Origin of the sequence: Mesorhizobium sp. Cs1299R1N1 (genome assembly GCF_037179655.1) — a bacterium.
Taxonomy (GTDB): Bacteria; Pseudomonadota; Alphaproteobacteria; order Rhizobiales; family Rhizobiaceae; genus Mesorhizobium; species Mesorhizobium salmacidum.
The window spans coordinates 1-17,532 of record NZ_JAPYKR010000023.1 but is presented as its reverse complement, the minus strand read 5'-3'; the positions used below and the strand labels follow the sequence as shown (position 1 = coordinate 17,532).

General features: G+C 63.4%; 20 protein-coding genes. 13 read left to right on the top strand and 7 right to left on the bottom strand.

Annotated elements, in window-relative coordinates; translation table 11 throughout:
- Positions 1–12 precede the first annotated feature (12 nt).
- Positions 13–381 carry a hypothetical protein gene (locus O7A70_RS30805; RefSeq protein ID WP_337143709.1) on the bottom strand — a complete coding sequence of 123 codons (369 nt, stop codon included), beginning with the start codon at positions 379–381 and terminating at the stop codon, positions 13–15.
- Positions 382–1,476: 1,095 nt separating this feature from the next.
- Here O7A70_RS30805 and O7A70_RS30800 point away from each other — a divergent pair.
- On the top strand, positions 1,477–1,740 hold the full coding sequence (locus tag O7A70_RS30800; RefSeq protein WP_337143708.1) for a hypothetical protein: 264 nt from the start codon (positions 1,477–1,479) through the stop codon (positions 1,738–1,740).
- A gap of 91 nt (positions 1,741–1,831) precedes the next feature.
- The gene (locus O7A70_RS30795; RefSeq protein ID WP_337143707.1) at positions 1,832–2,269 is read left to right on the top strand and encodes a VOC family protein; all 438 of its coding nucleotides are present in this window, start codon (positions 1,832–1,834) and stop codon (positions 2,267–2,269) included.
- Between the two features lie 140 nt (positions 2,270–2,409).
- On the opposite strand, the gene O7A70_RS30790 is transcribed toward O7A70_RS30795, so the two are convergent.
- Positions 2,410–3,615, bottom strand: coding sequence for a multidrug effflux MFS transporter (locus O7A70_RS30790; protein WP_337143706.1), 1,206 nt, complete (start codon positions 3,613–3,615; stop codon positions 2,410–2,412).
- A gap of 185 nt (positions 3,616–3,800) precedes the next feature.
- Between O7A70_RS30790 and O7A70_RS30785 the strand changes: the two genes are divergently transcribed.
- The 4 genes from O7A70_RS30785 (at position 3,801) to O7A70_RS30770 (ending at position 5,639) form a co-directional block, all read left to right on the top strand.
- Positions 3,801–4,490 (top strand): TetR/AcrR family transcriptional regulator, encoded by a 690-nt coding sequence (locus tag O7A70_RS30785; RefSeq protein ID WP_337143705.1) that lies wholly within the window; start codon positions 3,801–3,803, stop codon positions 4,488–4,490.
- A 146-nt stretch (positions 4,491–4,636) separates the two neighbouring features.
- Positions 4,637–5,173, top strand: coding sequence for an SspB family protein (locus O7A70_RS30780; RefSeq protein WP_337143704.1), 537 nt, complete (start codon positions 4,637–4,639; stop codon positions 5,171–5,173).
- An 11-nt stretch (positions 5,174–5,184) separates the two neighbouring features.
- Positions 5,185–5,418, top strand: coding sequence for a DUF4169 family protein (locus O7A70_RS30775; protein ID WP_337143703.1), 234 nt, complete (start codon positions 5,185–5,187; stop codon positions 5,416–5,418).
- Positions 5,415–5,639: a ribbon-helix-helix domain-containing protein gene (locus tag O7A70_RS30770; RefSeq protein ID WP_337143702.1), complete on the top strand. Its 225-nt coding sequence runs from the start codon at positions 5,415–5,417 to the stop codon at positions 5,637–5,639. Before O7A70_RS30775 ends, O7A70_RS30770 begins: the two co-directional genes overlap by 4 nt.
- 1 nt (position 5,640) lies before the next feature.
- Here O7A70_RS30770 and O7A70_RS30765 read toward each other — a convergent pair whose 3' ends face one another.
- Positions 5,641–7,437 carry a chloride channel protein gene (locus O7A70_RS30765; RefSeq protein WP_337143701.1) on the bottom strand — a complete coding sequence of 599 codons (1,797 nt, stop codon included), beginning with the start codon at positions 7,435–7,437 and terminating at the stop codon, positions 5,641–5,643.
- Positions 7,438–7,600: 163 nt separating this feature from the next.
- Between O7A70_RS30765 and O7A70_RS30760 the strand changes: the two genes are divergently transcribed.
- From O7A70_RS30760 to O7A70_RS30750, 3 genes are all read left to right on the top strand, one after another.
- On the top strand, positions 7,601–8,032 hold the full coding sequence (locus O7A70_RS30760) for a MarR family winged helix-turn-helix transcriptional regulator (RefSeq protein ID WP_337104933.1): 432 nt from the start codon (positions 7,601–7,603) through the stop codon (positions 8,030–8,032).
- Between the two features lie 103 nt (positions 8,033–8,135).
- Positions 8,136–8,450, top strand: a complete 315-nt coding sequence (locus O7A70_RS30755) for a hypothetical protein (protein WP_337143700.1) — start codon at positions 8,136–8,138, stop codon at positions 8,448–8,450.
- 24 nt (positions 8,451–8,474) lie between these two features.
- Entirely contained in the window at positions 8,475–9,356 is an 882-nt protein-coding gene (locus O7A70_RS30750) for a sigma-70 family RNA polymerase sigma factor (RefSeq protein ID WP_337143699.1), read from the top strand.
- A 45-nt stretch (positions 9,357–9,401) separates the two neighbouring features.
- Here O7A70_RS30750 and O7A70_RS30745 read toward each other — a convergent pair whose 3' ends face one another.
- Complete coding sequence (locus O7A70_RS30745) at positions 9,402–13,415, bottom strand: AsmA family protein (RefSeq protein WP_337143698.1); 4,014 nt, start codon at positions 13,413–13,415, stop codon at positions 9,402–9,404.
- A 133-nt stretch (positions 13,416–13,548) separates the two neighbouring features.
- Here O7A70_RS30745 and O7A70_RS30740 point away from each other — a divergent pair, with 133 nt between their 5' ends.
- The gene (locus O7A70_RS30740) at positions 13,549–14,535 is read left to right on the top strand and encodes a Dyp-type peroxidase (protein ID WP_337143697.1); all 987 of its coding nucleotides are present in this window, start codon (positions 13,549–13,551) and stop codon (positions 14,533–14,535) included.
- Positions 14,536–14,567: 32 nt separating this feature from the next.
- Here O7A70_RS30740 and O7A70_RS30735 read toward each other — a convergent pair whose 3' ends face one another.
- Both O7A70_RS30735 and O7A70_RS30730 read right to left on the bottom strand, forming a co-directional pair.
- Complete coding sequence (locus tag O7A70_RS30735; RefSeq protein WP_337143696.1) at positions 14,568–15,086, bottom strand: hypothetical protein; 519 nt, start codon at positions 15,084–15,086, stop codon at positions 14,568–14,570.
- Positions 15,087–15,221: 135 nt separating this feature from the next.
- Entirely contained in the window at positions 15,222–15,818 is a 597-nt protein-coding gene (locus O7A70_RS30730) for a TetR/AcrR family transcriptional regulator (protein WP_337143695.1), read from the bottom strand.
- Between the two features lie 114 nt (positions 15,819–15,932).
- Between O7A70_RS30730 and O7A70_RS30725 the strand changes: the two genes are divergently transcribed.
- The 3 genes from O7A70_RS30725 to O7A70_RS30715 all read left to right on the top strand — a co-directional run bounded on the left by O7A70_RS30725 (position 15,933) and on the right by O7A70_RS30715 (position 17,014).
- Positions 15,933–16,442, top strand: a complete 510-nt coding sequence (locus tag O7A70_RS30725; RefSeq protein WP_337143694.1) for a DinB family protein — start codon at positions 15,933–15,935, stop codon at positions 16,440–16,442.
- 76 nt (positions 16,443–16,518) lie between these two features.
- Positions 16,519–16,800, top strand: coding sequence for a hypothetical protein (locus O7A70_RS30720; protein WP_337143693.1), 282 nt, complete (start codon positions 16,519–16,521; stop codon positions 16,798–16,800).
- Positions 16,784–17,014, top strand: coding sequence for an RNA-binding protein (locus O7A70_RS30715; RefSeq protein ID WP_337143692.1), 231 nt, complete (start codon positions 16,784–16,786; stop codon positions 17,012–17,014). Before O7A70_RS30720 ends, O7A70_RS30715 begins: the two co-directional genes overlap by 17 nt.
- Before the next feature lie 2 nt (positions 17,015–17,016).
- Here O7A70_RS30715 and O7A70_RS30710 read toward each other — a convergent pair whose 3' ends face one another.
- The gene (locus O7A70_RS30710) at positions 17,017–17,280 is read right to left on the bottom strand and encodes a hypothetical protein (protein WP_337143691.1); all 264 of its coding nucleotides are present in this window, start codon (positions 17,278–17,280) and stop codon (positions 17,017–17,019) included.
- Positions 17,281–17,532: the final 252 nt, after the last annotated feature.

Genomic DNA, 17,532 nt, shown 5'->3' with positions numbered 1-17,532 from the left:
CCGGAGCCGCCTTCATGGGCTCGGGTCCGTGGTCACGGCGCATTCGCACGTCCACCACGCGGTCGCCGGGTCTACGTCGACATGGAAGATTTGCCAGAAGCGGCCTTCGATCTCGATGATGCCCGTTTCATCGGGCTCTACTGCCAGCGAGGAGGCTAGGAGTTCGATGCTGGCGTGATCGCGAGGAATGCCAGCCAGGCCGGCCGTGGCAGGATCGTAGCTGCCTCGGATGCCTTCGCAGGCGTTGGCGGTCCAACTGAAAACCGGCTGGTTGTAATCGTCGTATCCGGTGATGGCGTTCTGCCAATAGGTGGCGCTGCGCAGCGTGCCGGTGAGCGCTGCCGATACGTCGTCTTTCAGGTCATCGAGGAATGATGCCATCCACTGCCGCCGCCTAGTTAGGATTAATATCCTACTATCGAAAGCAAACCAATAAGTCAATGCTTATAGGAACGCAGTCCTATGTAGTGCTCAACCTTCAACGTCGCTGGGCTGTATCGGCGCCCTTTTTTTCGCTCCTGCTTTCTCGCTTTCCTTGTGTCCTCTCGGTCCCTGCCAATCGGTTCAGCCTGGGTGACGGCACACCTCGCCCCCCTTGCGGGAAGCGAAGTGTTGTCTTAGCTGCTCTGCCAATTCGGACGAGCCCAGGCTTAGACACACCGGAATTTCCAGATTTCCCCTTGGGTGACTTTCGATCAATCGGGGAGCGAATGCGGTTAGCGGTACATCCTACTGGAGCCTCATCTAGCGGCACCCACATCGAGCCATTCCGGCGACTTCGAGGCGGGCTCCTGCATCACTTAAGTGGCGTGGCAGGGTCATTGGTGTGTGTGTTCATCACGTGCAGCGCCGGAGGTCCGCGCGTCGGGCCGGCTGCCGGTTCGTGGTGGTCTGGCCTTCGCGTTCCCCCGGTAGATCTGGCTAACCCCGGAGCACGAGTCCCGACAGACGGGCTGGGCTATGTGGTGTGGGCAGTTCGCCCTAGTTCAAAGCGCCTCCCGGAAATGACCGATTAGTCCTGCCTCGGAGAGAGCAAGCCGATGACGGTTCAATTCGCCTGGGGATTGGCAGATGAGGGTTTCGACAGGTTCGCCGCGACGGTGGACATTGATGGTCCAGCCCCCGGCCTTGGTGCATGCGATGATGAAGTGCGATCGGGTGCCGACTATCTCGGTGAGGCTCGCCGGCCGCTCAAACGGCTTTGCGCCTCGGCGAAGATCACGTGGCCCGTTCATGCCGCAGCCCTGCGCATCTCGTTCGCGAGGCGGCAAGCGTAGCAAGCCTGCTTAAGCGAAAGGTCGAACTCTCGACGTAGAGCGGGGATGATCGGGCGAGGCGCGTCTACTTGGTCGACAAGCCAGCGGCCGGCCTGAAAAGTGGCGGAATCCGTTTTACAATTGGCCCCGTTGTTCTGGCCATGTTCCTGCTTTTCCGGGCATTCGCTGGAAAACGCATCCGCTTGAGAAACAAGCAGAAATGGCGTTTTCCGTGGAAACCTCCACTTCTCCCCCCTTCAATTTGCGTCACGCACAACGGCTCCCGCCGACGAAACTTCGCGTCTTCACCTACGAGGAAGAGCGCAGGCAAACGCTCGACGAGGCCGAGCGCACCTGCCAATCAGTGGCCGGCGTCTGTGCCGAACTTGGCTACGAATTGGTGACCTTGCCGCTTGCGCCAGTCGAGGAGCGCGTGCGCTTCCTCCTCGACGCTGCTGGATTGTCGCTGGCATCGCGAGCATAAAGCGGCCGGACCACCGGCCCGGCCTTTCATGCGTGTTGTTGGAACCCGGCGAAGCCTTGTAGATTGAACCGACATCTTGGAGATCGAAAACATGGCGCTCAAGCGGATGGACAATGTAGGAATCGTCGTCGAAGACCTCGGAGTGACGATCGATTTCTTTCGCGAACTCGGCCTCGAGCTCGAAGGGCGGGCGACGATCGAAGGAGAATGGGCCGGGCGTGTCACCGGACTGGGCGATCAGCACGTCGAGATTGCCATGATGCGCACGCCAGATGGCCACAGCCGGCTGGAGCTTTCCCGCTTTCTCACGCCGCCTGTCGTCGCGGATCACCGGAACGCCCCGGTCAATGCCCTGGGCTACCTCCGCGTCATGTTCACCGTGGACGACATCGACGACACGCTTGAACGGCTCCGCGCGCGCGGCGCGCAGCTCGTGGGTGAAGTGGTCCGGTACAAGAATGTGTATCGGCTCTGCTACATCCGTGGGCCCGAAGGGCTTCTCATCGGACTCGCCCAGGAACTCAGCTGAGCGCCAGAGAGCAGTCGTGAACCCCAGGCAAACGCCGGTTTTGCGCCGGGATAAACGACTGCAGCTTGTGTCGTCCGCAATGCCTCCGGCACAAAAAAGGCCGGGATCGACCCGGCCTTTCCTGTTTCATCGAGGGTTGCCTATTCCGCCGGCGCTTCGACGGCTTCCCGCGAGCGGCCAAGCGTGACCTTCGCCAGCGCGAACGATATCACCGCGCAGAGCGTGATGCCGGCGACCATCGGAAACGGCGTGCCGTCGAAGAACACGCCGGCAACGCCCATGGCAAGCGCGCCGATGGCAAAGTGCAGCGTGCCCATCAGTGCCGACGCCGTGCCGGCGATCTCGCCATGCTCTTCCATCGCCAGCACCGATGTGGTCGGGATAACCAGGCCGAGGAAGCCGTAGCCGACGAACAGCAGGGCCGCCATCACATCGAGCCGGTCGACGCCCGTCGCCATGATGGCGAACAGCAAAACCATCGTCGTGGCGTAGCCGGTCACCGCCACCCACACCACGCGCTTCAGCCCGAAACGTTCGGAAAGCAGGCCGGTCAGTTGCGACATGCCGATGAAGGCAACCGCATTGATCGAGAAGAACACGCTGTAGACCGAAGGCGACAGCCCATAATGGTCGATCAGGATGAAGGACGAGCTCGAGAGGTAGACGAAGAAGCTCGCAATGCCGAAGCCGGCGATCGCCACCAGGCCGAGGAAATTACGGTCGCCCATCAGGAAGCGGTAGCCGGCGAGCGCGGTTCCGAAGGAGGACCCGACCCGTTCTTCCGCCGGCCGCGTCTCTTTCAGCGAGGTGGCCAGGAGAATGGTGGCGAGCACGGCCGCGCCGGTCACCGTCCAGAATACGGCGCGCCAGCCGAAATTCTCGATGATCTGGCTGCCGGTCAGCGGCGCCAGGATCGGCGACACCGAAAACACCAGCATCAGCAGCGACATCAGCTTGGCGGCCTCATTGCCGGTGTGCAGGTCGCGCACGATGGCGCGCGGAATGGCCATGCCGGCGCTGGCGCCAAGACCTTGCAGGAAGCGGAAGGCGATCAACCACTCGATGGTCGGCGCCATTGCCGATCCGATGCCGCCGACCATGAACAGCGCCAGGCCGCCATAGAGCGGCAGCTTGCGGCCGACCATGTCGGAGATCGGCCCAACGACGATCTGGCCGAAGCCCATCGACAGGAAGAAGATCAAAAGGCTCATCTGCACGGCGGCGGTGCCGGCATGCAGATCGGTGCCGATCGACGGCAGCGCGGGCAGATACATGTCGATGGCGAACGGGCCGATGGCGGACAACAGGCCGAGCACGACCGCGATGCGGAGGAATTTGGGACTCATGATATTGGCTTCTTTCGAATCTGGTTATCGCCGCCAGGCGACGTCTACCCCAGGACGTTCCATCCCGTGGGATTCCGACTCCTGGAGCGAATTTATTCGTCCCTCTGGAGTGAAATCCCCTTATGTCGTGTCCACAAATTTAGACAGCCTTGTCTAAATCGTCAATCACCTCTATATAGATTTTCATGAGACCGGGCGTTTCTCCTGACACTTTCCCGCCACGCGGCCACGAGGCCAAGCGCCTGTCGATCGTCGACGCCGCCGCCGGCGTGTTCTGCCGAGAAGGCTTCGCCGGTGCCAACATCGACCTGATCGCGATTGAGGCGGGCGTGTCACGCCAGACCGTCTACAACCACCATGGCGATAAGGAGAAGCTGTTCATCGCCGTCGTGCGCGATCTGACCGAGCGCTGCAACGCCGGCATCTTCGCCACCATTGCCACCTTCCCCGATCAGCCCGGGGATCTCGAAGCGGACCTGATCGGTTTTGCCGTGCGCCTGAACCAGAATTGCATCTGCAACCGCGACGGAAAATTCCTGCGCAAGCTGATCCAGACCGAAGGCGAGCGCTATCCCGAGCTCTTTGCCGAGTGGCGTGAACAGGGCCCGGGCCGGACATGGCCGGCAATCGCCGCCCGCTTCGCACGCCTCGCCTATGGCGGCCACCTCACGATCGACGATCCCGACGTCGCGGCACGCCAGTTCCTCGGCCTCGTCAATGCCGAATTGCAGACCACCTTCATGCTTGGCGGCACGCCGCGCGCGGACGAGGTGGTGCAATCGGCAACGAACGGCGTGCGCACCTTCCTGCGCGCTTTCGGCAAGCGCCCTTCCCCGGCCGGCGCGAAAAAGCACACTGCGCTGGCTAACGCATAACATTTGCGGTTGCGGCGAAGCCGCCTTGCCGTTCAAATCGGTGGCAATAGTCTCGCTTCGGCGCGGCGGCGGTCTATATCAGGTTTACGCCGCGCCCAAGCTTGATTACAGCTATGCGGACGATTCAACGGAACCCGACCCAACTCATGGCCGACGACCACATCCGCTACGACATTCTGGCCCAGGAGGCGTTGCGCGGCGTCATGCGCAAGGTCCTGGCCGAGGTCGCGCGCACCGGCCTTCCCGGCAACCATCATTTCTTCATCACCTTCCTGACCGGCGCGCCCGGCGTGCGCGTCTCGTCGCGCCTGCGCGAGCGCTATCCCGAGCAGATGACCATCGTCATCCAGTTCCAGTATTGGGACCTGAAGGTGACCGACACCGGCTTCGAGGTCGGTCTCTCTTTCTCCGACGTGCCGGAGAAACTCGAGATCCCGTTCTCGGCCGTGCGCGGCTTCTACGATCCCTCGGTCAATTTCGAACTAGAATTCGACGTCAAGACCGAGGCGCAGCCCGACGAGGAACCGGCAGCACCGGCCCCCGAGCCGCTGACCATCGTCTCCGAGAAGAAGCCGAAGGCCGAGAAGAAGGCCGCCGCCGAAGCGGAGAAGAAGCCCGCGGCCGCCGATGCCGGCACCAAGGGCGCAGAAGTGGTCTCGCTCGACGCCTTCCGCAAAAAATAAGCTCGCGGTCCATGGCCGACATCGTCAACCTTCGTCAGCTCCGCAAACAGAAGGCGCGGGCCGACAAGGAACAAACGGCCAGTCAGAATCGCGCCTTGCACGGCCGCACCAAGGCCGAAAAGCAACGCGACCGCCTGATCGCCGACAAGAGCGAAAGGTTCGTTGCTGGTCATCATCGCGAAAAGCCCGGCGAACCGGACGATCCCGGCCAAGCTGACGATTCCAACCAATCTGACGGTCAATGAGCGCCGTCGAAAAGCGCTCGGTGACCATTCGCGGCCATCGCACCAGCTATTCCCTCGAAAAGCCCTTCTATGACGATCTCGTCGCCATCGCGGCGGCGAGAAAGCTGACGCTCGCCGCCCTTGTCGCCGAAATTGACGAGACCCGGCCGCGCGATGCCAACCTGTCCTCGGCGCTGAGGCTCTATGTCCTGGAGTGGGCGAAGCGCGGGACGAACGCCTGAACTAGGCACTTTCGGCCGCGTCCGCCTTTTTCCCGCGTCCGAAGCCGAGCAAGGTCGAGCGCTCACGCTCCTCGGCCTGCTTGCGCGAGCGCACGCGCATCAGATCCTTCCAGCCGACATAGCCGACCAGCCTTCCATCCTCACGCGCCACGACCGGCAGATGCGAGACGTTGGCCATCAGCAGCTTGTCCGACAGGCCTTCCAGATATTCGTCGGGATAGGCCAGCGTCACCTTGCTTCCGGCCAGCAACTCCCCCAACATCGTCGTCCGGTGCTTGCCGGCACGGCGCCAGCGCAGGATCGCCGGCGGATCGATGAGGCCGAGCACCTGCCTGTTTTCATCGACCACGGGAAAACTCGGATGCCGGGTTTCCGGCGCGGTCAGGAAGGCGGCCGCGCCATGCAGCGTCATCGTCGCCGGCACGCTCTCGACTTCCGATGTCATCACCTCGCGCACCCTGGTGAGCGCGAATGGATCGACGCGATATTCGCGCACGAGGTGGTGCCCTCGCCTGGCGATCTTCTCGGTCAGGATCGAACGCTTCATCAGGAGCACGGTAACGGCATGCGCCGCCGCACAGGCCGCGATCAGTGGCACCAGCACATGCGTGTTGCCGGTCAGCTCGACGGCGAAGAAAGTGGCTGTCAGCGGCGCACGCATAGTGCCGCCCATGGTGGCGGCCATGGCCAGCAGCGCCCAGAAGCCCGGGTCCGCCGCCGGCAGGATCCCGGCAAGCACCGCGCCCATTGCGCCACCCATGATCAACAGCGGCGCCAGCACGCCGCCCGAGGTTCCCGAACCGAGCGCCACCGACCAGATCACGGCCTTGACCACCAGCAGCAGGAGCGCCGCGGTCGCGATCGTGCGGCCGTCCAGCATGTCGGCGATGTTGTCATACCCCACGCCGAGCGCCCGTGGGTCGATCAATCCGCCTATGCCGACCACCAGGCCGCCGAGCATCGGCCACCACATCCAGTGGATGGGCAGCTTCTGGAAGCCGTCCTCGCACGCATAGACCATCTGCGTCAGCAGTCCGGACAACAGACCGGCGCAGATGCCGACCAGCACCCAGCCGCCAAGGCCGAGGAAGGAGACCGCCATGCCGCCCTGGAACGGAAAGATCGGCCCCGGCATATGCAGCATCGTGCGCTCCACCTCCGCCACGATGGCCGCCACCGCCACGGGAATGAAGCTGCGCGGCGTCCATTCGAACAAAAGCAGTTCCACCGCCAGCATGATGGCCGCGATCGGCGTGCCGAACACGGTGGTCATGCCGGCCGCCGCTCCCGCCACCAGCAGCGTCTTGCGCTCATTGTCTGAGACCGGCAGCATCTGCGCGATCAGCGAGCCGATGGCGCCGCCGGTCATGATGATCGGTCCCTCGGCGCCGAACGGCCCGCCGGAGCCGATCGAGATCGCCGACGACAGCGGCTTTAGGATTGCCACCTTCGCGTCCAGTCTGGAGCGCCCGAGCAGGATCGCCTCGATCGCCTCGGGAATGCCGTGGCCGCGGATCTTCTCGCTGCCATAGCGCGCCATCAGGCCGATGATCAGCGCGCCGATGACCGGAACGATGACGGCGGCAAGCCCGAGCGGCGTATCCTGCAGCTTCAGCTCGGCAAGCGAGAACTGACCGAAATAGGCGATGTTGGTGGCCAGCCGGATCAGCTTCAGAAGCACGATGCCGGCAAACAGCCCGGCGGTCGCCACCACTACCGCTATCGCGGCGACGAGCAGCACTCTGGCATCCGTGGTGAAATCCCTGAGATGACCGGGATTAGTGTGGTGGGTCTTCATGGTGGCTTTGCTTCCTGGCGGCGGCCGTGTCTGATTTTTGCGGCACGGTCGAAGTGGCCAGCCGGTGTCGGTCGGCTATGTATCGTAACACGATATATCTGTTCAAGCTCATTCCGCCGAAATTTCGTTTGAGCTTTCACCGGAAAACGAAGACATCTCCGATATGACGCAGCCGCCCAAGACACCACGCCCCGCCATCAGGCAATCCGACTACGAGCGGCTGTCCGAATTCCGCTACCTGATCCGCCGCTTCCTCGAATTCAGCCAGGTGCAGGCCGAGGAGGCTGGCCTGACCCCGCGCCAGCACCAGGCGCTGCTGGCGATCAAGGGATATCCGGGCGGCGGGCCGGTGACGGTGGGCGACCTGGCGGAACGCCTGCGCATCCGCCACCACAGTGCCGTCGAACTGGTCAACCGCCTCGGCGAGGCAGGACTGGTCGCACGAGATCAGGACAAGGACGATCATCGCCGCGTACTGCTGCGGCTGACCGAGCGCGCCGACGATTGCCTGGCCGAGTTGTCTGCCGCGCATCTCGACGAGCTCTCGCGCATAGAACCCATGCTGCGGCGCCTGCTCGATGGGGGCCAAGACTGACGCCCGGCGTCCGTGCGGGCCGATACCGAACTATTTTTTCGAATCCGAATCCTTTGGCCGGGCCGCGGCGTCTTGGACAGGTGACAGCCAAGGAGCCGACGCGATGAAACACCATTTGATACGCTACAAGACGAAGCCGGACCGGGCCGACGAGAACGAGCGCCTGGTCAAGGCCGTGTTCGAGGAACTGCGCGGCAAATCGCCGGAAGGCGTTCGCTACATGACCTGGCGCTCCGGCGACGGCACTTTCGTCCATCTCGTCGAGATCGAAACCGACGAGCATGCCGACATCATCCCCGGGCTTGCCGCTTTCGAAGCCTTCCAAAATGGCATCAGGGATCGCTGCATCGAACCGCCGCATCGTGACGTGATGACAGTGGTGGGCCATTATCGGATGCTGGACGAGCAGCCTGAATAGAACCACGTCAAGAACGGCCGGTGCATGAACAGTCAAGGCGAAGTCCGCGAGCCTTTCGACCGCTTGTTTGGCGAATTGCGCCCCAAGCTGCACCGCTATTGCGCCCGCATGACAGGCTCGGTCGTCGATGGCGAGGACGTCTTGCAGGAGGCGCTCGCCAAGGCATTCGAGGCCTTGCCCAATACCGGCCCGATCGCCAATCCCGAAGGCTGGCTGTTCCGCATCGCCCACAATGCGGCGCTCGATTTCCTGCGCCGCCGCGCCCGCGAGAGGGCCTTCTCCGACGAGGAGCCGGACATGCTAGCCGACCCGGCAAATTCCATCGCCGACCGGCAGGCCGCGGCAGCCGGATTGCACAGTTTCATGCGCCTTCCCGTCGCGCAACGAAGCAGCGTCATCATGATGGACGTCCTGGGCTATTCGCTGCAGGAGATCAGCATCATGCTCGACACCAGCATCCCCGCGATCAAGGCCGCGCTGCACCGTGGCCGAGGCCGGTTGCGTGAGATCGCCGACGAACAGGACGATCGTCCTGTTCCCAGGCTGAGTGCATCGGAGCGCCTGTTGCTCGACGCCTATGTCGATCGCTTCAACGCCCGCGATTTCGACGCCGTGCGGGATATGCTGGCCGACGAAGTGCGGCTGGAACTGGTGGCCAGGGCAAGGCTGAACGGCCGCAAGGAGGTGGCAACCTATTTCGGCAATTATTCCCGTGTGCAGGATTGGCATTTCGTGCCTGGTTTTGTCGAAGACCGTCCGGCGATCCTCGTGCGCGATCCCAACGACCCTGCGGCAGCGCCGACATACTTCATCCTGCTGGGTTGGCAGGGCGACAAGCTTGCCACCATCCGCGACTTCCGCCACGCCAGATACGTCGCTGACGGCGCCGAAACGTTTCTTCTTTGAGACGATTGCCCGACGGCGAGCAACCGGAAAGCCCAGTCCTACCGCCTACTGCAGCGACTTCAGCAGATTGTCGACCGTGAACGGATTGGCTTTCGGCTTGGCCGGAGGCGGATTGTCGTTGGCGGGCACCCGCTCGGCCTTGGGCGCCTGTTCCGCCGCCTTGCGCTCGGCTTCGAGCCTGGCTTTTTCCTGGGAGGCAATGCGCAGCGCCTCCTCCGCCTTCTGGCGCTCCTGCTCGGCCTGCGCCCTGGCCGCCTCGTCCGCTGCCTGCTGTTCCGCCGCCGCCTTCGCATCGGCATCGGCCTTGGCTTTCGCGTCTGCGTCCGCCTTGGCTTTTGCTTCCGCGTCGGCCTTCGCCTTGGCATCCGCTTCAGCCTGGGCCTGAGCGTCGGCTTCCGCTTTCGCCTTGGCGTCGGCTTCTGCTTTCAGGCGCGCCGCTTCCTCCTGCTGGCGCAATTCTTCCGCGGCCTTGTCGCGGGCATCCTGAAGTGCCGCGTAGTAGCGCACCTCGCGCCGCAGCCGCTGTTTCTCAAGCAGCGCGGCCTGCATCGCCTCGACGCGTTGCTGTTCTTTTTCCAGCGCGCGCTGGGTCAGGAACTGCGCCAGCGGCTCACTGTCGAACTGCCGTTTCACGGCACCGAACGGCCCCTCGGCGATGAAATTCACGACCGGCTCGGAGCCGACCAGCGCTTCGTCGCCGGGCCGATAGGTGATCGCGCCCTTGGCCGAAACCGTGCTGGCGTTAAGGTCGGCCGAAATGTCGGCCGACAAGGTCGCCGCCGGATTTTCAAGGCTGATCGGCGGCGCCCTGAGCGTGCCGCCGGCGATCGTGAAGGCGACCTCGGCGTCCTTTGCGGCGAAGCTGCCGTCGGCGGCGATGTCAGGCGCGAAGCCAGCGGTCTTGGCCGCGTCGATATCGCGGCCGATCGCATCCGCCTTGGCGAGGAATGCGCCGAACGCATCGGGATTGACACCGGCGATCTGCAAGCCCTTCAGCGTCGCCGTGCCGGATCCCGACAGAGCGGCGATCATCGCGTCGACCGACTTGCCGCTGGTCGACAGCGTCGTCGAGAAATCGCCGCTGCCGCCGATGCCCGCATTCGGCAACACATCAGCCAGGTCGGCACCCGCCAGTTTCATCTGTCCGGTGAAAAGCCCGGTGCCCTCATTGCTCTTCAACTCGAACAGGCCGGAGAGCGCCCCGCCGAGGAATTTGGCCTTGAGATCGGCCACCCGAATGCCTTCCTGGTCGAGCTTGAGCGAGAAGGCCGCGTCATAGGCGGTGGCCAACGGGCCGGCGGCCAGCGAAGCCGTGGTCAGGTCGAGATCGGCGGTGAACGGCAGGCTGGACTTCTGGCTGAACGGGGCGGACGGCCATGCACCGGCCTTCTCACTCTTGTCGGCCTCACTCTTGTCGGCATTGTCACTCTTGCCGGCGCCGTTCTTGTCCGCGAGAAAAGCGGAATCGCCAAACAGTGCCACCGCCATCGGATCGAGGTCGAGTTCGTCGAGCGCCAGCGCGCCAGCCAGATGCGGCACGCCATCCTTGCCGTCGATCCCCTGCTTGACATCGAGGTTGATGTCGCCGGACACAGCCGCCTCGTTGATGGCGCCGCTGAGCCCGGAGAGCACCAGCAGGCCATTGCCGTAATCGGCCTGCGCGGCCAGCGATGTCGACATGCCGGCGCCCATGCCGGGCAGGCCAATGCCCGTCGTCATCAGCCAAGGTTCGATGTCGGAGGCGTCGAGATTGACCTTGCCCTTGGCCGTCGGACCTTGCGGCGTGTCCGCGACCGTTCCCTCGAAGCCGGCCTTGAAGTCGTTGCCGGCAAGGCTGAAGCTCGTCGCCAGGCCGCCGCCAAACGTGCCCTTGGCCTGGATATCGGTGCTTGCTTCGCCCAGCATGCCGAGCGGCAGCGCCGGCAGGCCATAGAGCGCCAGCAAGGCGGTTGCGTCTGGGTTCCTGGCATTGAAAGTCAGTGTCACCGGCGCGTCGGCTAGCTTGTCCACCGCGCCCCTTCCCGACAGCGACGCCGAAAACGCCGATCCGCCGGCCTTGCCCTGCCCGCTGACCGCCAGGCCCGTGGTGCCATCGCCATTGTCGGCCGCACTGGCCACGAGGTCGATGCGCGCATCCTGGAACAGGTCGGGATAAGCGGCGGCACGGCCCGCGAGCCCCTTCAGCACGGCACTGTCAGGATAATGCTGCGCGGCGACATCGATCAGCGGCTTCAGGTCGACCGCGACCACCGAGGCGTCGAGCTTGCCGGTCGGGCTCGCCGGAAAATCCTTGATCCGGCCCGTGGCGCTGATCGAGGAACCGGCCAGTCCGCCGACCGAAAGCCTGTCGATTTCGAGCAGCCCGTCGCGCAGCCTGAGCGCGGTATCGACCGTGTCGGCGGTCAAGCCACCGGCGCTGACCGGGCCGGCCTTGATCTGGAAATCGAGATCGCTGCTGGCAAAACGGTTGGCGCCCTTGTCGCTGACGAAGATCGAGGCGAAGGCCGCCAGCCCGTCGACATCGAGGTCACCGCCCTCGAGCCGCATCAGCACCGAGGGCTTTGCGTCGTCAGGCTGGCTGGAATCGATGCGGCCGGAAAACTTCGCCTTGCCCAGGATCAATTCGAGATCGCTGAAGGATTGATGGTTTTCCGAGAGATCGACCTTGGCCTTGAACCCGGCGGCAGGCAGACGGCGGATCGCTTCGTCGACATCCTTCGACAGCCAGGCGGCGAAACCCGAAGGTTGCGCCACGGCCAGCAGCAACGAGCCGGTGAAGCCGAAATGGCCCTGCACGTTGAGCATGACCTTGCCATCGGCTTCCAGCTTGGTGCGGCCCGGCAAGGTCGCGGCCAGCGATTTCACCGACCAGCCGTCACCGACCGGCTCGGCGGAAAGATGAACGTCGCGCACCGTGGTGTCGCCGGCCACCACCGCCGGCAGCTTGACCTCGACCGTGCCGGGAATGGTCGGCTTCGGCAGATCGAGCAGCGCCTGTTCGAGCCCGGCGATACGCTGGTCCAGCGTCAGGCCCGCGCCGGCCGGCGCACCCACCGCCTCGTCGAACTGCACCTGCGCGCCATTGGCTTCGATGGCGAAGCTCGGTTTCTGGCCGAGATCGACCGAGGCCTTGCCGTCGGCGGTGTAGGGATTCTCGAGCGGACCGGTCTCGAAACGGAATTCATCGACGCCAAGCTTCTGGTGGTCGAGTGAGAACTTGCCGTTCAGCCGGAATCCCGGATCGGGCTTGCCGGCGCTGACCTTGACCGTCTCGCCATCCGTGCCGCGCAGCTCGGCTGAATTCTTGCCAGCACCATCCTTGTCGGCACCCGAAATCTTGAACTGGCCGGAATAGACGGCGGCGCCGTTGACGATGCCGGCATTGCCGTCGGTCTCGATGACCAGCGGATAGGCATCGGGGTCCGCCTTCACCCGTAACCGCATCTGCCCGGAGGGTTCGGCCTTGCCGGTCGACGCCGCGACCGTCGTCCGCAACCCGTCCAGCCGCAACGTGCCGTCCATGCGCCAAGGGCCGGCCAGCGACTTGGCCGAAATGGTCGAGTTGATCTCGGAAAAGATGTGGCTGCGGCCGCCTGCGGCATGGCGCAGTTCGACCTGCCCTTCCGTCACCGTCAGCTTCTCGATCGAGATCTGGCCGGGGTCGAAGGGCGAGGACGGGCGCATCGCCCAGTCGACGGTACCATTGGCCGCGATGTCTATGGTCGCCTTCGGCCGCACCAGCCGCATGTCGAAGATCAGCACCTCGCCGCGCAGGAATGGCGCCAGCTCCGCATCCATCGAAAACGTCTCGACGGTCATGGCCGGCTGGCCGTTCGGGCCACCGGCGACGGCAACATTCGAGAAGGTCACCGAGGGGAACGGCAACAGCCTTGCCGTGGCATCGCCCTGCACGGTGACCTTGCGGCCGAGGATGGCGCTTGCCTCGCGCTCGAACTCGGCGCGGTAGCCGGTCCAGTCGACGAAGTACGGCACCACCAGCGCCGCAAGCAGCACCAGCACGAACAGGCCACCGAAGATCACGAACAGGCGTGCGAGCATCCGCTCCGAACAGGTTGATTGAAATTCTGCCGCACTCTACCCGCATCCGCGTGTCGATAAAGAGGCAATTCATCCTGTGTTGCGTCACGTCGGACGATCTGAAACAAATTCTGGAAAAAGCGGAGATTCTCGGATGTCGGGCAAGAACTGGGATCGCGTGCCGATCGATGCACAGAGTATCGATGCCCCGCTATCGCAGTCGGCGATTTTCCTTGTCGTCACCGTCGCCGGCGAACAGCCGGCCTTGGCCAGGGTTTGCTCCGTGCTCGGCGAGCTCGACGACCTGGTCAAGACTGTCGGATTCCGCGATCTTGGCGGGCGCCTGTCGTGCATCGCCGGCATCGGCAGCGATCTCTGGGACCGGCTCAGCCCCGGCCGGCGGCCGCTGGAGCTGAAGCCGTTCGCACCGATCAAGGGCGCGGTCCATTCGGCGCCAACGACATCGGGCGACGTGCTCTTTCACATCCGCGCCGAGCGGCCCGACATGTGCTTCGAATTCGAACGTATCCTGCTCGACAGGCTTGGTCCCGGCGTGACCGTCGTCGACGAAGTGACGGGCTTTCGTTATTTCGATGCCCGCGACCTGCTCGGTTTTGTCGACGGCACCGCCAACCCGGCCGGCCTCGATCTGCCCGCCTCGGCGCGGGTCGGTGACGAGGATGCCGACTTCGCCGGTGGCAGCTATGTCGTGGTCCAGAAATATCTGCACGATATGCAGGCCTGGGCGCGCATTCCGACTTCCGAGCAGGAGGCGATCATCGGCCGCACCAAGATCGACAACATCGAAATCGACGATGACGACGCGCCCCGCAAATCGCACAAGTCGCTGGCCACCATCGAGGATGCCGACGGCAACGAATACGACATATTGCGCGACAACATGCCGTTCGGCAGGCCCGGGCAGAACGAGTTCGGAACCTACTTCATCGGCTACAGCAGGTATCTCTGGGTCACCGAGAAAATGCTGCAACGCATGTATGTCGGCGAGCCGCCGGGCGCCTACGACCGGCTGCTCGACGTCTCGACGCCGCACACCGGCACGACCTTCTTCGCCCCGACCCGCCCCATGCTGCAGACGCTTGTGCAGGACGCCCAGGAGCAGCTTCGCCCTGCGCAGTAGAGCAGCGGCTGGCGGCCTCTATCCGCAGCCCCTCAACGTGCGTCGCGTTTCGCCTGCGCCACCTTGGCCGCCTTGCGCTGCCGGCCGAGTTCCGCCGGTCGAACAAGACTTGGAACCTTCTGGTTGGTCACCGCCCGCATGCCCTTGTGCGCCGTGCGCGAATTGTGCGCGGGACCGTCCGGGGCTTTCTGCTTCAAGGCCAGCGCCTTGCGCGCGTTGTCGACCAGCGAAATGCGGGCCGCCAGTTGCCGGCGCCGTTCGGCCTCGCCGTTCAACCGCCGCATCGCCATGGCCAGCACAGCGAGCTTCACTTGTGAACCGCCATCGGCCTTTGATGGTGCGGCCCCTTTCGGCGCTCCCTTGCCGCGGATTTCGCGCCGACGCCGATGCGCTTCGGTCTGCGCCTTGTCACGCCGCTCCCGCAACAGCTTGACCAGGCCGGAAAGGTCGGAGTCGGAAAGCTCCTGCACCGCCGGATGGTGCGACTTCTCCACCATCTCGTGTTCGTCGGTGCTCAGCGCGCGCGCTTCTTCCTTGCGTGAAATAGCCATGACAGTCCTCCTCAGCCGGCACGCCTTGTTGGCTCCAAGCCTATTGAGCGCCTATTGAGCGCTGAGTCTCTGCCCCAAAACTGCAGCGGTCAAGAAGCCTTCCGATGCGCCCGCACGACGCCGATGCCGCGCCGATCAACTCGCGGTTCGGCGGCGCAGGTATCCGCAGACCAAGTCTATGAGCTCCGCTCGCAATGCCGGCGAATCAAGTTCGCCATGTCGCGCCGCGGCATGCACGACCCCTTCGACCGCGCCCGACAGCACGCGCCCGGCAATGTCATCGCGCTCGGGATCGGGCTTGCCTGAGGCGGATGCAATCACGGCCTGGTAGCGGCGCAGATATTCCGCTTCGAACTGATCCTGCGTCGAGCGGGCGGCAAGTGGCACTTCGTCGAGCAGGACGCGGTGTAGCTGCTGATCGACACTGTGAGCAGCGACGACCCCGTCGATCAGCTTCGCCACGCGCTGCTCGAGCATGCCCGCTCCGTCGCGCTCATCTGAACTGGATATGGCGGCGAGCACAGCATCGAGATGGCGTTTGCGGATCTCCTCCGCCAGCGCCAGCTTGTTGGGGAAATACTGATAGAGCGAGCCGACGCTGACACCGGCGGCCGAAGCCGTCTCATTGGTGGTGAAATGCGCCCAGCCGCGCCGCGCCAGAACGCGAGCCGCGGCCTCGACGATGGTATCCACTGTCGCGCGGGAACGCCGCTGCCGTGGTGCTTTGCGCACACTTTTATGCCGTAAGGGAACGCGAGTAGCCATGCTCAGGCTTTTTCACCAAAATGCGAATGTCCGCTCACATTTATTCAAGAAGCGCGACAAGCAAGTCAATGAGAGGCAATTATGAGCAGCAAGACACTGCTTCTATCCCTGTTCGGCTACAAATCCTGGGCCGATGATGAACTCCTCGCTCTTTTGGCCGAGGTCGAAAACGACGTGACCGACGAGCAACTCGTCGCGATCCTTGAAACCGTCAATCACGCGCATGTCGTCGACAGGATCTTTATGTCGAACATCCAGAAGAGGACGCACGGCTATCGGGACACGGGCACCAGCAGCACGCCGAAGCTCGCCGAATTGTCCGAGGCGATCACCGAAACCGACCGCTGGTACCTCCGCTATGTCGAACAGGTGGAACCGGAAGAACTGGCGGAGACGATCAACTTCAGCTTTACTGACGGCGCCTCGGGACAAATGTCGCGCGAAGAGATGCTCGCGCACGTCATAACCCACGGTGGCTATCATCGTGGCGAGGTTGGCCGCATGGTGACCCAGCTATCGAAGCCGTCTTCCCCTGACACGTTCACGGGCTATCTCCACCAAGCCGAGCCCGCACGCCGCGCATCAATGTGAGCAGGGGTATCCGGGCGTGGAGATGCCGGCCCCGTGCCGGCTCTCTAGCTAGTGCTGCGACGGGTAGTGGGTCAGTTTGAAATTTGCCATCCCTCATATCCCGTTTGATGGCGTAGGCGAAAGCGCCTATATGCTTAGCGCAAAGCAAAGGGTCGCCGTCATGCCGGGCAAGTATCAGTCTGAAGAGATTTGGCGTAGGGCGATTGCCGCGCAAAGGAGCTATCTGCGCGTCCTGGAATCTTCCGAGAATCGCCCCTACGCCGCAAAGTCTATCGCTAAGACCCTAAACCGCATTCAGCGGATTACGACCAATGGGCTTGCGGATTGGCAGGAGAGCGACAATGCCAACCGGACCTGAAGGCCAAAAGCGCCCCGCCGATGTAATCGGCAATGCCGTCCGCGTCATGCGCATTGCGACTGGCGAGGAAGACGATACCGTCATTGATGACGGCAAAGATCCTGCCGCCAAGGCTCTAGGGGCTAAGGGCGGGAAGAAGCGCGCCGCCAACATGTCACCGGAGCGGCGCGCTGAGATCGCTAAGAAGGCGGCGGAAACCCGCTGGAAGAAATAGCCCTATTTGTTGGGCGGCGGCGGATAGGGCAACGGCAGCGAGAACTGGACCATTCGTCTACCGTAGTGTTGCGCCACTTTGTCCCGAAGCTCACGCATGTTTACGCACGTCTTCGACATGCCGATCACCTCGTAGCACCTCGATACGAGCGCGCGAACACCGATGTTTTCAGTCAACTGACGACGCCACCTTACGCCCGGAGGGTGCTTATTGTTTTTCAGATATTCTGCGACATCATCGTCCAGCGTGTCGTAGATCAAGGGCACGTGCGGCTCTACCGGACCATTCTGTGACTTGTATCTGTTTCCCCAAAAACTCAATCATCGTTAGCGACGCCTTCCTATAAGCATCGTGACGATTCTGAACATACTTGGGTTTCGCGGCGGCGATATGGGATGATGGGTGGACGGCCCCTTGCGGCATCGAATGTGCCAAACTGGTCGTGTTGAAACCCAGCGGAGGAGACCGTCCGTCATGCAAGCTATCAGATTTGGTATCGATTTGGCCAAGAATGTGTT

Coding starts and splice junctions, on each gene's coding strand:
- O7A70_RS30805 (WP_337143709.1), bottom strand. CDS start 381: ATGGCATCATTCCTCGATGACCTGAAAGACGACGTATCGGCAGCGCTC.
- O7A70_RS30800 (WP_337143708.1), top strand. CDS start 1,477: ATGGCGTTTTCCGTGGAAACCTCCACTTCTCCCCCCTTCAATTTGCGT.
- O7A70_RS30795 (WP_337143707.1), top strand. CDS start 1,832: ATGGCGCTCAAGCGGATGGACAATGTAGGAATCGTCGTCGAAGACCTC.
- O7A70_RS30790 (WP_337143706.1), bottom strand. CDS start 3,615: ATGAGTCCCAAATTCCTCCGCATCGCGGTCGTGCTCGGCCTGTTGTCC.
- O7A70_RS30785 (WP_337143705.1), top strand. CDS start 3,801: ATGAGACCGGGCGTTTCTCCTGACACTTTCCCGCCACGCGGCCACGAG.
- O7A70_RS30780 (WP_337143704.1), top strand. CDS start 4,637: ATGGCCGACGACCACATCCGCTACGACATTCTGGCCCAGGAGGCGTTG.
- O7A70_RS30775 (WP_337143703.1), top strand. CDS start 5,185: ATGGCCGACATCGTCAACCTTCGTCAGCTCCGCAAACAGAAGGCGCGG.
- O7A70_RS30770 (WP_337143702.1), top strand. CDS start 5,415: ATGAGCGCCGTCGAAAAGCGCTCGGTGACCATTCGCGGCCATCGCACC.
- O7A70_RS30765 (WP_337143701.1), bottom strand. CDS start 7,437: ATGAAGACCCACCACACTAATCCCGGTCATCTCAGGGATTTCACCACG.
- O7A70_RS30760 (WP_337104933.1), top strand. CDS start 7,601: ATGACGCAGCCGCCCAAGACACCACGCCCCGCCATCAGGCAATCCGAC.
- O7A70_RS30755 (WP_337143700.1), top strand. CDS start 8,136: ATGAAACACCATTTGATACGCTACAAGACGAAGCCGGACCGGGCCGAC.
- O7A70_RS30750 (WP_337143699.1), top strand. CDS start 8,475: ATGAACAGTCAAGGCGAAGTCCGCGAGCCTTTCGACCGCTTGTTTGGC.
- O7A70_RS30745 (WP_337143698.1), bottom strand. CDS start 13,415: ATGCTCGCACGCCTGTTCGTGATCTTCGGTGGCCTGTTCGTGCTGGTG.
- O7A70_RS30740 (WP_337143697.1), top strand. CDS start 13,549: ATGTCGGGCAAGAACTGGGATCGCGTGCCGATCGATGCACAGAGTATC.
- O7A70_RS30735 (WP_337143696.1), bottom strand. CDS start 15,086: ATGGCTATTTCACGCAAGGAAGAAGCGCGCGCGCTGAGCACCGACGAA.
- O7A70_RS30725 (WP_337143694.1), top strand. CDS start 15,933: ATGAGCAGCAAGACACTGCTTCTATCCCTGTTCGGCTACAAATCCTGG.
- O7A70_RS30715 (WP_337143692.1), top strand. CDS start 16,784: ATGCCAACCGGACCTGAAGGCCAAAAGCGCCCCGCCGATGTAATCGGC.